Raw genomic sequence first — 14,005 nt, 5'->3', positions numbered from 1 at the left:
ACTTTATGAATCTCATAGGGAGGTCATTTCTCATGAACGAGAAAAAAAAGACCTGGCAAAATGTACTGTTTATTCTCATTCTATTGGCGGCGATCTGTCTGCTGTTTCGGTGGTACTCCACCCAGAACAGCCAGCGGATCGAGTACCGCAGCCTCAACTACGCCATGGACTCCGCCCGGCAGACCGCCCTGCGGATTGAAGGCGAGCTCACCAACGCTGTGCGGCGGGTCCGCAACTACAGCTATCTGCTGGGCGTAACCCTGTCCGACCCCGGTGTCAGCGCGGAGATGCTGAAAGAGCTGGAGAGCAACTCATACTTTGACGCCCTGTGCTTCACCAACGCGGAGGGGCTCAATCTGGCCTCCGACGGCTCCACCAACGACAGCTCTGACCGTGAGTACTTTATCAACGGCATGCGCGGAGAGAGCGGCAACTCCATTGTGTTCGACTCCCGGATTACCGACAAGGTCACCATGGTGTACTACGCCCCCCTGCGCCATCAGGACGAGATCTTCGGCATGCTGCTGGGGCTGTACTTCGCCGAGGACTATCTCCAGAGCATGCTGAAAACCAGCTATTTTGGGGAGGAGGCCACCGTTTTCCTCTGTAATCACGAGGGGCAGGTCGTCGCCTCTTCCACCTCTGGCAGCTATGACACCCGCCTTCTGCCCGACATGCTGCTGGAAACCGGCGTCATTGACGCCCAGACTGCCGCCGGCGCCTGGGAGGTCTTCCGCCGCGGCGAGGGAGAGGAAGGGTTTCTCTGCGCTCCGGGCAGCTTGACGGACAATCTGTGCGTCATTCATGTGCCCAACAGCGAGTATGTGCTGGTCCAGACCTACCCCCAGAGCGTAACTCAGTCTATGATTCAGGACGCCAACCATATCGGGATGGTACTGCAAATCATTCTGGTGGCCCTGTTCGCTATCTACATCCTGTTTCTGCTGTTTCGGGCACAAAAGGAGCGCCGCCAGCTGGAGGAGGAGAGTCAGGCCCACATTACCGGCCTGAAGGAAAAAGAGCTGCTGGCCAACCGGAAGGAGCGGCAATACCGAATCGCCATCACCTCCTCCGCCTTCTCCACCTTTGAGTTCAATCTCACCCAGGATCTGATTGAACACGACATCACATGCACCGTAAACGGCCAGCAGATTTCTCTGCTGGAAAAATCCGGCCTCCAAGCTCCCTGCCCCGCTTCGGAGTGCTTTGAAAAGTGGAAAATCTTTATTCTGGAGGAATCTTTAGAGGAATACAACGCTGTGGTCAACCTGGAGAACCTGAGAGAGCGCTTTGAACAGGGCGAGGCGGAGGTCACCGTAGATTACTGGAGCGGGACCTCTGGCAAACAGCCAATATGCGTACGTCAGTCCTTTATCATGACCCGGGACGACCGGACCGGAGACATTATGGTCATGGTGGTATCCAAGGATATTACCGCACAGGTCCAGAGACAGCGGGAACAGACCCAGGCCCTCCAGGAGGCCCTGATGCAGGCCCAGCACGCCAACAGCGCCAAGACCACCTTCCTGTCCAATATGTCCCACGATATCCGCACCCCTATGAACGCCATTATCGGCTTTACCACCATTGCCGTGAGCCATATCGACAACAAGCAGCAGGTGCAGGACTGCCTGCAAAAGGTGCTGTCCTCCAGCAACCACCTGCTCAGCCTGATTAACGACATTCTGGACATGAGCCGCATTGAGAGCGGTAAGGTGCAGATCAAGGAACAGGAGTGCAACATCTCCGAGCTCACCCACAACCTGGTCAACATCATCCAGCCCCAGGTAAAGGCCAAACAGCTGGAGCTGTTTATCGACACCTTTGACGTGAACAATGAGGACATAATTGCCGACGCCCTGAAACTGAGCCAGGTCTTTGTCAATCTGCTGTCCAACGCCGTCAAGTACACTCCGGCGGGCGGCACGGTAAGCTTCCGCATCCGCCAGCAGACCACCTTCCACCGGGGCTATGGGGATTATGAATTTATCGTCAAGGACAACGGTATTGGCATGTCGTCTGAATTTGTGGAGCACATCTTTGAGCCCTTCGAACGGGAGGCCAGCACCACCAAAACAGGCATCCAGGGCACTGGCCTGGGTATGGCCATCACCAAGAATATTGTGGAGATGATGGGAGGCACCATCACCGTTCAGAGCGAAAAGGGCAAGGGCAGCGAGTTCCGGGTAGCGTTGAGCCTGAAGCTCCAGGACATTGAGAAAAGCGCGGCCCAGATCAAGGAGCTTGAGGGCCTGCGGGCCCTTGTGGTGGACGACGACTGCGACAGCTGCGAGAGCGTGGTCCGCATGCTCAAGCAGATCGGTATGCGGGCTGAGTGGACCACCTCCGGCAAGGAGGCGGCCTACCGGGCCCGGAGCGCCCACAACGAGGGGGACTCCTATCACACCTACATCATTGACTGGCAGATGCCTGAGCTGAGCGGAATCGAGACCTGCCGCCGCATTCGCGCCTCCATTGGCCAGGAAGCGCCTATCATCATCCTTACCGCCTATGACTGGACGGATATTGAGGAGGAGGCTATGCGGGCCGGCGTTACCGCCTTCTGTGCCAAGCCCCTGTTCATGTCTGATCTGAAATCCGTCCTGCTGGCCGCCAACAATCTGATTGAAAAGGAGGAGCCCATCTCCTGGACTCAGGCGGATTTCAGCGGCAAGCGCATCCTGCTGGTGGAGGACAACGAGCTCAACCGGGAGATCGCCCAGGCCATTTTGGAGGAGACCGGCTTTGCTGTGGAGTGCGCACCAGACGGCACCGACGCGGTGGAGATGGTCAGCCGGGCGGAGGAGCATTACTACGACGCCATTTTGATGGATGTGCAGATGCCGGTTATGGACGGCTACGAGGCCACCCGTACCATCCGCACCCTGCCCCGGAAGGACGTAAAGGATCTGCCCATTATCGCCATGACAGCAAATGCCATGGAGGAGGACAAGGAGGCAGCCCTGAAAAACGGTATGGACGCCCACATCTCCAAGCCCCTTGATATCGGCCTGTTCCTGAGCATTTTGGGCAAATATCTGGGATAACCGGCCAATCAGAGACGATCCGGCCCATTTTCCCCTTCCATTTAGTCATTTTGTGTCTGGACTGCCCCGCTGCTTTGTGATAAGATGGGTTGCTTTGATAGAAAGCAAGTATCTTCTAAAGGGGAATTGCAGGCCGTGAAAAAAAATCACAGCATTGATATGTGTCATGGATCGCTGGCGGACAAAATCTTGTTCTTCGCCCTGCCGCTGATGGCCTCCAGCCTGCTTCAGCTGCTGTTCAACGCGGCAGACGTGGTGGTAGTGGGCCGGTTCGCCGGCAAAGAGGCCCTGGCCGCTGTGGGCTCCAACACCTCGCTCATCAATCTGCTGATTAACCTGTTTGTGGGCCTGTCGGTGGGCACCAATGTGGTGGTGTCCCGTGACCTGGGGGCCAAGCGGTATGACAACGTGAGCCGGGGCGTCCACACCGCCATGGCTATGGCGCTGGCCAGCGGCGTGGCCATGATGCTCTTTGGCGTGGTCATGGTCCGCTGCCTGCTGGAGTGGATGTCCTCCCCCACCGACGTTATCGATCTGGCCACTGTGTACTTACGCATCTACTTTCTGGGGATGCCCGCCAATCTGGTGTATAACTTCGGCGCAGCCATCCTCCGGGCCCAGGGGGACACCCAGCGTCCGCTGTATTTCCTCACCCTTTCCGGCGTGGTCAACGTGCTTTTAAACCTGGTTTTTGTCATTGGCTTCCATCTGGACGTGGCCGGCGTGGCTCTGGCCACCATCATTGCCCAGTATATCTCCGCCGTTCTGGTTGTGCGGTGTATGATGAAGGAGGAGGGCCCCCTCCATCTGGACCTGAAACAGCTGGGCTTTGAGAAGAAGGTGGTCATCCAGATTTTAAACGTAGGCCTGCCCGCCGGATTTCAGGGTGTGGTGTTCTCTCTGTCCAACGTGGTAATCCAGTCCTCCATCAACTCCTTTGATGACTCCGCGCTGGTGGCCGGCGGCGCGGCAGCGGCGAATATTGAGAACTTCGTCTATGTCACCATGAACGCCTTCCATCAGGCGGCCATCTCCTTCGTGGGCCAGAACTACGGCGCGGCCAAATGTGACCGGGTGGACAAAGTGGCCTGGCAGTGCGCGGCTTTCGCCATGCTTTTCGGTCTGGTCTTTGGCAATCTGGCCTATTTCTTTGGCGCCCCCCTGGCAAGCATCTACGCTCCAGGCGAACCGGAGGTGGTCCGCCAGGCCCTGGTGCGGATGCTGTATACCGCCCGCCCCTATTTTATATGTGGCGCAATGGAGGTACTGGCGGGCATACTGCGGGGACTGGGCAGCTCGGTAATCCCTATGATAACCTCTATCATGGGCGCCTGCGTTCTGCGGCTGGTGTGGGTAGCGGCTGTGTTCCCCCTCTCCCCCACTCCCGCCTGCCTGTATGTATCCTACCCCATCTCCTGGATTGTCACTACCCTGTTTCACTTTCTGTTCCTGATGCTGGCCGTCCGCAAACGGGCCTTCGCCAAGGTTCAGAGCAACGGCCCCGCCTATCTGTCCACAGAGGGCCGTCATCCGGAGGTATCATAAGAAAAGGAGGACCGCTTTGGCGGTCCTCCTTTTCCGCCAAAAATTTCCTGGAGAATTTTCTGGAAAGGGTTTGACAAACGGTAACAATTATGTTACAATTCGGTTACAGTTTTCCAAAACCGATTCGTAACTATTTTGTGAGGAGGCAAATCATGGCAAACGAAAACCTTCCTCTTTCCTATAAGGGGCACCCCCTGCGTCGGAAAGACAAGTTTATTTACTATGGAACTATGGCCGAAAAATACATTATTATGCTCCAAATTCAGTCCTCCAAGGATGTAGACGGCCTGTCTGTGGCGGATAAGGTCTCCGTCCAGCTCCAGCTGACCGACCCGGACCTGAAAAGCCGGGACCGGGTGGTCAAGAAAAGTGAAAAGGACAGCCTGTACGCTGCAATGGACGTAGCCGCCGTCTGGCTGGACCGGGCGCTGGCCGGAAAGTAACAAAAGTTACAAAATTGATACCGTACCGCTGATAACCGTCTTTGTCATAGAAATAGGAGGACGTCAATATGAATCTCAAGCGTACTATTACCCGCCTCACCGCCAGCCTGCTCCTGGCCGTCTCTATGGTCTCCCCCGCCCTGGCCGCCACCGGCACCGTCAACACTGAGGGCAGCAGCCTCCGGCTCCGCGCTCAGGCCAGCACTGACAGCTCCGTGCTCACCAAACTGCCCCACAACAGCCAGGTGGAAGTGATCGACCAGCCTGACGCCGGCTGGTACCATGTCTCCTACAAGGGCACCGAGGGCTATGTCTCCGCTGACTACCTTATCGTGACCGAGGACGTGGCCGCCCAGCCCGTACCCACCTCTGCTGAGCCCGCCGCCCAGTCCGACGAGCCTGCGGACGCCATGTACATCAAGGTCCTCCAGGGCCCCCTGAACATCCGCACCGGCCCCAGCACCGACTATGACCGGGTGGGCCAGTTGTCTGTGGGCAGAACTGCCGAGGTTTTGGACGTGCTGGACGGCTGGTACCAGATTGAGGCCGGCTACGTCTGCGGAGACTATGTACGGGAAGTGGATGCCGCCGAGGCCCAGAACTCCAGCAAGGGCCAGGAGATTGCCGACTACGCCCTCCAGTTTCTGGGCTACCGCTATGTTTACGGCGGTGCCTCCCCCAGCGGCTTTGACTGCTCTGGCTTTACCTCCTATGTGTACAAGCAGTTCGGCTATAGCCTGAACCGTTCCGCCTCCGATCAGCTGGATAATGGCACTCCTGTCTCCCGCGGTGAGCTCCAGCCTGGTGACCTGGTCATCTTTAAGAAGGGCAACTCCAGCAAGCGGGCCACCCACGTGGGTCTGTACATCGGCAACAACCAGTTTATCCACGCCTCCACCTCCAAGGTGGGTGTCATCATCAGCCGTATGAGCGACGCCTATTATACCACCGGTTTTGTGGGCGGCCGCCGGATTGTCTGAATTTGAATACATAAGCAAAAGTTCACCGCCTGCCGTCAGGTGGTGAACTTTTTTGTATAAAAAACAGGATAGGCCTTGACAGCCCATCCCAATTATGGTAGAATAAAATGCTTTCGTGTCCTTTTACTCTTAATCGGACACTTTTCCATATTCACAGTGTCAGTGTACCACACTCCCGGTGGATTGACAAGAGCGGAGAACACAATTTTATCCACGTATCCGCGTGTATCGCCCTCTCCCCTTTCGCCGGAATTGTGCAAACTGACGGCAGTTTTTCCCTGTTTCTCCAAAATCCAGCCCAAAAATGTGACAACCAACCGTCAATTCTGAAGAAAGCGAGTTGATTTTTCAGCATGGTCGTCAAGGACGTAATGTACGGCAAGACCCCGAGAAAGAGCTTCGCACGGTACGAGGAAATCCTGGAGATGCCCAACCTGCTGGAGGTACAGAAGACCTCCTACCAGTGGTTTTTGGACGTTGGCCTGAAAGAGGTATTCCGGGATGTGGGCTCCATTGTAGACTACGGCGGCAACCTGGAGCTGTCCTTTGTGGACTTCTCCATGGACGAGAAGCCCAAGTACGACGTGGAGGAGTGCAAAGCCCGGGACGCCACCTACGCCGCCCCCATCAAGGTCCGCGTACAGCTGCGCAACACCCAGAACAACCAGATCAATGAGCAGGAGATCTTCATGGGTGACTTCCCCATCATGACCAATTCCGGCACCTTTGTCATCAACGGTGCCGAGCGTGTCATTGTCTCCCAGATCGTCCGCTCCCCCGGCATGTACTACACCCGCGAGGTGGACAAGGCGGACAACAAAACTTACGCCACCACCGTCATCCCCGGCCGGGGCGCCTGGCTGGAATATGAGACCGACCTGAGCGATGTGTTCTATGTCCGCATTGACAAGAACCGCAAGCTGCCCATCACCTGCCTCATCCGGGCCATGGGCCCCCGGACTGATCCGGAGATGATTGAGCTGTTTGGCGAGGACGAGCGCCTTCTGGCCACCCTGGAAAAGGACGCCTGCAAAACCTATGAGGAGGCCATGCTGGAAATCTACCGCAAGCTGCGTCCCGGCGAGCCCCCCACGCTGGACTCCGCCGAGACCCTCATCAATGCCACCTTCTTCGACCACCGGCGGTATGATCTGTCCACTGTGGGCCGCTATAAATTCAACAAAAAGATGGCCCTGTGGACCCGGCTGTCCGGCTGCAAGCTGGCCCAGCCCATTGCCGACCCCCGCACTGGCGAGATTATCGCCGAGGCGGGCGAGGTTCTCAACCGTGATCGGGCCCAGGAACTGGACCGCAAGGGCGTAAACCGCGCCATTGTGGACGTGGACGGCAAGCTGGTCACCGTGTTCTCCAACGATATGGTCCGCCTGGAGGACTTTGTGGACTTTGACCCCGCTGAGGTGGGGATTGAAGAGATGGTCTCCTTCCCCGTCCTGTGCCAGCTGCTGGACCAGTATCAGGGCAATGAGCTAAAAGACGCCATCCGCCGCTCCAAAGAGGACCTGATTCCCAACCACATCACTGTGGCTGACATCATGGCCTCCATCAACTACCTCAACTGCCTGGCCAATAACATTGGCACCCCAGACGACATTGACCATCTGGGCAACCGCCGCCTGCGCTGCGTGGGCGAGCTGATTCAAAATCAGTTCCGCATTGGCTTCAGCCGTATGGAGCGTGTCATCCGGGAGCGTATGACCACCCAGGATCTGGACGTGGTCACCCCCCAGTCCCTTATCAACATCCGGCCTGTCACCGCCGCCATCAAGGAGTTCTTTGGCTCCTCCCCCCTGTCCCAGTTCATGGATCAGACCAACCCCCTGGCCGAGCTGACCCACAAGCGCCGTCTGTCCGCCCTGGGCCCTGGCGGTTTGAGCCGTGACCGCGCCTCCTTTGATGTGCGTGACGTCCACTACTCCCACTATGGCCGTCTGTGCCCCATTGAAACCCCCGAAGGTCCCAATATCGGCCTGATCTCCTACCTGGCCTCCTACGCCCGCATCAACAAATACGGCTTTATTGAGGCCCCCTACCGCAAGGTGGATAAGGAGACCGGCAAGCTCACCGACGTGATCACCTATATGACCGCCGACGTAGAGGACGAATATATCATTGCCCAGGCCACCGAGCCGGTGGATGAGGAGGGCCGTCTGGTCAACGAACGCGTCACCTGCCGCCACCGCAACGAGACCATTTCCGTGGACAAACACCGGGTGGACTATGTGGACGTATCCCCCAAGATGATGGTGTCGGTGGCTACCGCCATGATCCCCTTCCTCCAGAACGACGACGCCAACCGCGCCCTGATGGGCGCCAACATGCAGCGTCAGGCCGTTCCCCTGCTCCGCCCCGAGGCCCCCATTGTGGCCACCGGCCAGGAGCACAAGAACTGTATCGACTCAGAGGTAGCCATTCTGGCTGAGGGACCGGGCACTGTGACCAAGGTGTCCGCCCGGTATATCACCGTGGCCTACGACGACCCCAAGCTGGGCACCAAGGATTACCGCCTGACCAAATACCTGCGTTCCAACCACACCACCTGCATCAACCAGCGGCCCATTGTAGACGCCGGACAGCGGGTGGACTTCCAGGACGTGCTGGCCGACGGCCCCTCCACCGACCGGGGAGAGATCGCCCTGGGCCGGAATATCCTGATGGGCTTTATGACCTGGGAGGGCTACAACTACGAGGACGCCATCCTCCTTAACGAGCGGATGGTGAAGGATGATGTGTTCACCTCCATCCACATTGAGGAGTATGAGACCGAGGCCCGTGACACCAAGCTGGGCCCCGAGACCATCACCCGGGATATCCCCAACGTGGGTGACGACGCCTTGAAAGACCTGGACGAGCACGGTATCATCCGGGTGGGCGCGGAAATTCGGGCCGGCGACTACCTGGTGGGCAAGGTCACCCCCAAGGGTGAGGCTGAGGCCACCGCTGAAGAGAAGCTACTCCGGGCCATCTTTGGTGAAAAGGCCCGTGAGGTCCGTGACACCTCCCTGAAAGTGCCCCACGGCGAGGCTGGCATTGTGGTGGACGTGAAGGTCTTCACCCGGGAGGCCGGCGACGAGTTAGGCCCCGGCGTCAATCAGGTGGTCCGGGTCTATATCGCCCAGAAGCGGAAGATTTCCGTGGGCGACAAGATGGCCGGCCGCCACGGCAACAAGGGCGTGGTGTCCCGCATTCTGCCTCAGGAGGATATGCCCTTCCTCCCCGATGGCACCCCTCTGGACATTGTACTGAACCCCCTGGGCGTGCCCTCCCGTATGAATATCGGCCAGGTGCTGGAGGTCCATCTGGGCTACGCCGCCAAGACCCTGGGCTGGAAGGTGGCCACCCCCATCTTCAACGGCGCCAACGAATCTGACATCCAGGACTGCCTCAAGCTGGCCGGACTGGCCCGGACGGTGGGCCGTGACGAGCCCCTGATTGGCAAGCAGCTCTATCTGTGTGACGAGGGCGAAACCGCCGAAAAGGCCGCCGTTGTCAGCGGCGCTGACGCACCGGCCATGCGCCCCCTCACCCCTGAGGAGATGGCAGACGCCAAGCAGGTGGCCCAGTGGCAGCAGGAGGGCCGGCTGCGCATTGTGGACGGCAAGAACTGGCTGTATGACGGGCGCACCGGCCGCCGGTTTGACAACCCCGTCACGGTAGGCTACGTCTACTTCCTCAAGCTCCACCATCTGGTGGACGACAAGATCCATGCCCGTGCTACCGGTCCCTATTCCCTGGTCACCCAGCAGCCTCTGGGCGGCAAGGCCCAGTTCGGCGGCCAGCGCTTCGGCGAGATGGAGGTTTGGGCTCTGGAGGCCTATGGCGCGGCCTACACCCTCCAGGAGATTTTGACGGTGAAGTCCGACGACGTCACCGGACGTGTGAAGACCTACGAGGCCATTGTCAAAGGCCTGAACGTGCCCAAGCCCGGCGTGCCTGAGTCCTTTAAGGTGCTGATTAAGGAGCTGCAATCCCTGTGTCTGGACATGAAGGTACTGGACAGAGACGGCAGTGAGATTGAGCTGAAGGATGAGGACGAGGACGGCTACCAGCCCGTCCGGGACGACTACTACGACCGTGAGGACGACTTCGGCTATCAGGCGGACGCTGATTTTGCCTCCGCCGGGGGCTTCGGCTTCAAGGGTGAAAGTGACGACGACGATCTTACCGTCGGCGAGGAGGAGAGCTCCGACGAGGCCCTCTTTGCCGAAGACGACTATAACTGAAATAGGGAGGAGATCAAAACATGAGCTACGCTGAGTTTGACGCGATCCGAATCGGTATCGCCTCCCCCGAGCAGATTCGCGAGTGGTCCTTCGGCGAGGTCAAGCGCCCGGAGACCATCAACTACCGCACCCTCAAGCCCGAGAAGGAGGGCCTGTTCTGCGAAAAAATCTTTGGCCCCACCAAGGACTGGGAGTGCAACTGCGGCAAATATAAGAAGATCCGCTACAAGGGCAAGGTGTGCGACCGCTGCGGCGTGGAGATCACCAAGGCCAAGGTCCGCCGGGAGCGGATGGGCCACATTGAGCTGGCCGCCCCGGTAAGCCACATCTGGTATTTTAAGGGCATCCCCTCCCGGATGGGCCTGCTGCTGGACATCAGCCCCCGTATTCTGGAGAAGGTACTGTACTTCGCCGCCTATATTGTCATTGACCCCGGCTTCTCCCCCCTGTCCAAGAACCAAATTCTGTCCGAGAAGGAATACCGGGACATGCGGGAGAAGTACGAGGACGACTTTGACGCCGGTATGGGCGCCGAGGCTGTGAAAAAACTGCTCCAGCAGATCAATCTGGATGAGCTGTCTGAACAGCTGCGCAAGGAGCTGAAAGACGCCTCCGGACAGAAGAAGGTCAAAATTATCAAGCGGCTGGAGGTTGTGGACGCCTTCCGCATCTCCGGCAACAAGCCTGAGTGGATGATTATTGACGTTCTGCCTGTCATCCCCCCGGAAATCCGGCCCATGGTCCCCCTGGACGGCGGACGGTACGCCTCCTCCGACCTGAACGACCTGTACCGCCGGGTTATCAACCGGAACAACCGTTTGAATCGGCTGATCCAGCTCAACGCCCCTGACATCATTGTCCGCAACGAGAAGCGGATGCTCCAGGAGGCGGTGGACGCCCTCATTGACAATGGCCGCCGGGGACGGGCCGTCACCGGCGCCAACAATCGGGCCCTCAAATCTCTGTCCGACATGCTCAAGGGCAAGCAGGGCCGCTTCCGTCAGAACCTGCTGGGCAAGCGGGTGGACTACTCCGGCCGCTCGGTTATTGTGGTGGGCCCCTCCCTGAAAATCTATCAGTGCGGTCTGCCCAAGGAAATGGCCATTGAGCTGTTCCGGCCCTTCGTCATGAAGAAGCTGGTGGATGACGGCCTGGCCAACAACATCAAAGCCGCCAAAAAGATGGTGGAAAAGGGCGAGGCCGCCGTGTGGGACGCCCTGGAATTTGTCATCAAGGACCACCCCGTCATGCTCAACCGCGCCCCCACCCTGCACCGTCTGGGTATCCAGGCCTTTGAGCCTGTGCTGGTAGAGGGCCGGGCCATCAAGCTCCACCCCCTGGTGTGTACCGCCTTCAACGCCGACTTTGACGGCGACCAGATGGCTGTCCACGTCCCTCTGTCCGCCGAGGCCCAGACCGAGGCCCGGGTGCTGATGCTGTCGGCCAACAACCTGCTCCGTCCCCAGGACGGCGGCCCGGTGACCATCCCCTCTCAGGACATGATTCTGGGCGCCTACTACCTGACCTACAGCCGGGACGAGGGCGACGTCAACCACGCCTTTGCCGACAAGGACGAGGCCATGCTGGCCTATGACGCTGGCATTGTCACCCTCCACACCCCCATCCAGGTGCGCCTGTACCGGGAGGTGGACGGCGAGACGCGCCACAAGCTGGTAAAGACCACTGTGGGCCGCCTTATTTATAACGAGGCCATCCCCCAGGATCTGGGCTTTGTGGACCGCACCGATCCCGAGGCTATGTTCGACCCGGAGGTCAACTTTGTGGTTGGCAAGAAGCAGCTGGGCAAAATTATTGACAAATGCATCAGCAAGCACGGCTTTACCACCTCCGCCGGAATGCTGGACGCCATCAAGGACTTGGGCTATCACTACTCCACCGTGGGCTCCCTCACCGTGGCTATTGCTGATATGACCGTCCCCTCCAAGAAATACGAGCTCATTGGCGACACGGAGAAGGAAATTGTCCGCATTGACAAGCAGTACCGCCGGGGCCTTATCACCAACGACGAGCGCTACCGCCTTACTGTCTCCGCTTGGGAGAAGACCACCAAGGACGTTACCGATGCCCTTCAGGAGTCTATGGACCAGTACAACCCCATCTTTATGATGGCCGACTCCGGTGCCCGCGGCTCTATGGCTCAGATTCGTCAGCTGGCCGGCATGCGCGGCCTGATGGCTGATACCGCCGGCCGTACCATTGAAATCCCCATCAAGGCCAACTTCCGTGAGGGTTTGTCTGTTCTGGAGTACTTCATCTCCTCCAGAGGCGCCCGAAAGGGTATGGCCGACACCGCCCTGCGTACCGCCGACTCGGGCTATCTGACCCGCCGTCTGGTGGACGTGTCCCAGCAGGTCATCATCCGTGAGGAGGACTGCGGCACCCGCGATGGCATCCTGGTCAGCGAGATTGAGGAGCACGGCCAGGTCATTGAGACCTTTGCCGAGCGCATTCATGGCCGCTACCCCACCGAGGATATTGTCGATCCCGCCACCGGCGAGGTTCTCTTCACCAAGGACACCATGCTGCTCAAGGACGACGCCATTACTCTGGAGGCTCACGGCCTGAAGCAGGTCAAGATTCGCTCCGTCCTTACCTGCCGCGCCCGCAGCGGCGTGTGCGCCAAATGCTACGGCATCAACCTGGCCATTGGTGAGCCTGTGGGCGCCGGTGAGGCCGTGGGCATTATCGCCGCACAGTCTATCGGCGAGCCGGGCACCCAGCTGACCATGCGTACCTTCCACACCGGCGGCGTGGCCGGCGGCGACATTACCCAGGGTCTTCCCCGTGTTGAGGAGCTGTTCGAGGCCCGCAAGCCCAAAAAGATGGCCCAACTGGCCGAAATCAGCGGCCGGATATCCCTGGAGGAGACCAAGCGCAACGTCATGTGCAACGTCACCATCACCGCTAACGACGGCGAGGTGGTCACCTATGCCCTGCCCTACTCCTCCGGTATCCGGGTAAAGGAGGGCGACGTGGTATCCAAGGGCGATCAGCTTACTGACGGCGTTCTGTCCCCCCACGACGTACTGCGTATCCGCGGCCTGTCCGACTGCCACAATTACCTGATCTGCGAGGTCCAGAAGCCCTACCGTCAGCAGGGCGTGGACATCAACGACAAGCATATTGAGGTCATTGTCAGCCAGATGATGCGCAAGGTGCGGGTGGAGGAGTCCGGCAGCTCTGACCTGCTGTCCGGTTCCACCATTGACCTGGTGGACTTCCTGGATGCTCAGGACGCCATTCAGGCCCGCATTGACGCCGGTGAGAAGGACGAATTGGGCCAGAATCTGGTCCTGCCCACCTGCACCCGGCTGCTGATGGGTATTACCAAGGCCTCCCTGGCCACCGAGTCCTTCCTGTCCGCCGCCTCCTTCCAGGAGACCACTAAGGTGCTCACCGAGGCCGCCATCAAGGGCAAGGTGGACCACCTCCTGGGCTTGAAGGAGAACGTCATTATCGGCAAACTGATTCCCGCCGGCTCCGGCCTGGCTCAGTACCGTCAGGCGGATGTCATTGATGACGAGGGCAACCTGGTTTCCCAGTCCCGCCGCCCCCCTGAGCGGGAGGTCAACCTGGATTTCAGCGTGGACGAGGATGACGAGATTTCTGAGGCCGAGGAGGGTGAAGAGGAGGACCTCTTTACCGAAATCGGCACCCTTGAGCTGGAACCCGCCTCCGCAGAGGCCCACACCCAGGAAGCCGAGGTCTGATTTTTCCTTGATTTGAAA

Annotated in this window: 6 protein-coding genes; all 6 read left to right on the top strand. The window is 58.9% G+C overall.

The window, feature by feature from the left end; translation table 11 throughout:
- Nucleotides 1–32 precede the first annotated feature (32 nt).
- The 6 genes from NFS22_RS14620 to rpoC all read left to right on the top strand — a co-directional run bounded on the left by NFS22_RS14620 (nucleotide 33) and on the right by rpoC (nucleotide 13,987).
- Nucleotides 33–3,047, top strand: a complete 3,015-nt coding sequence (locus tag NFS22_RS14620; protein ID WP_251318452.1) for a hybrid sensor histidine kinase/response regulator — start codon at nucleotides 33–35, stop codon at nucleotides 3,045–3,047.
- 135 nt (nucleotides 3,048–3,182) lie between these two features.
- On the top strand, nucleotides 3,183–4,592 hold the full coding sequence (locus NFS22_RS14615; RefSeq protein ID WP_251318451.1) for an MATE family efflux transporter: 1,410 nt from the start codon (nucleotides 3,183–3,185) through the stop codon (nucleotides 4,590–4,592).
- Nucleotides 4,593–4,744: 152 nt separating this feature from the next.
- Nucleotides 4,745–5,035, top strand: a complete 291-nt coding sequence (locus NFS22_RS14610) for a hypothetical protein (protein WP_251318450.1) — start codon at nucleotides 4,745–4,747, stop codon at nucleotides 5,033–5,035.
- A gap of 68 nt (nucleotides 5,036–5,103) precedes the next feature.
- Nucleotides 5,104–6,015, top strand: coding sequence for a C40 family peptidase (locus NFS22_RS14605; protein ID WP_251318449.1), 912 nt, complete (start codon nucleotides 5,104–5,106; stop codon nucleotides 6,013–6,015).
- Nucleotides 6,016–6,368: 353 nt separating this feature from the next.
- The gene (rpoB, locus tag NFS22_RS14600; protein ID WP_251318448.1) at nucleotides 6,369–10,256 is read left to right on the top strand and encodes a DNA-directed RNA polymerase subunit beta; all 3,888 of its coding nucleotides are present in this window, start codon (nucleotides 6,369–6,371) and stop codon (nucleotides 10,254–10,256) included.
- Nucleotides 10,257–10,276: 20 nt separating this feature from the next.
- Nucleotides 10,277–13,987: a DNA-directed RNA polymerase subunit beta' gene (gene rpoC, locus NFS22_RS14595; protein ID WP_251318447.1), complete on the top strand. Its 3,711-nt coding sequence runs from the start codon at nucleotides 10,277–10,279 to the stop codon at nucleotides 13,985–13,987.
- Nucleotides 13,988–14,005: the final 18 nt, after the last annotated feature.

Origin of the sequence: Flintibacter muris (assembly GCF_943192995.1) — a bacterium.
In the GTDB taxonomy this organism is placed as follows: Bacteria; Bacillota; Clostridia; order Oscillospirales; family Oscillospiraceae; genus Lawsonibacter; species Lawsonibacter muris.
The sequence above is the reverse complement of the archived record's forward strand: the minus strand, read 5'-3'. Positions and strand labels throughout refer to the sequence as shown.

Coding starts and splice junctions, on each gene's coding strand:
- rpoC (WP_251318447.1), top strand. CDS start 10,277: ATGAGCTACGCTGAGTTTGACGCGATCCGAATCGGTATCGCCTCCCCC.
- NFS22_RS14605 (WP_251318449.1), top strand. CDS start 5,104: ATGAATCTCAAGCGTACTATTACCCGCCTCACCGCCAGCCTGCTCCTG.
- NFS22_RS14610 (WP_251318450.1), top strand. CDS start 4,745: ATGGCAAACGAAAACCTTCCTCTTTCCTATAAGGGGCACCCCCTGCGT.
- rpoB (WP_251318448.1), top strand. CDS start 6,369: ATGGTCGTCAAGGACGTAATGTACGGCAAGACCCCGAGAAAGAGCTTC.
- NFS22_RS14620 (WP_251318452.1), top strand. CDS start 33: ATGAACGAGAAAAAAAAGACCTGGCAAAATGTACTGTTTATTCTCATT.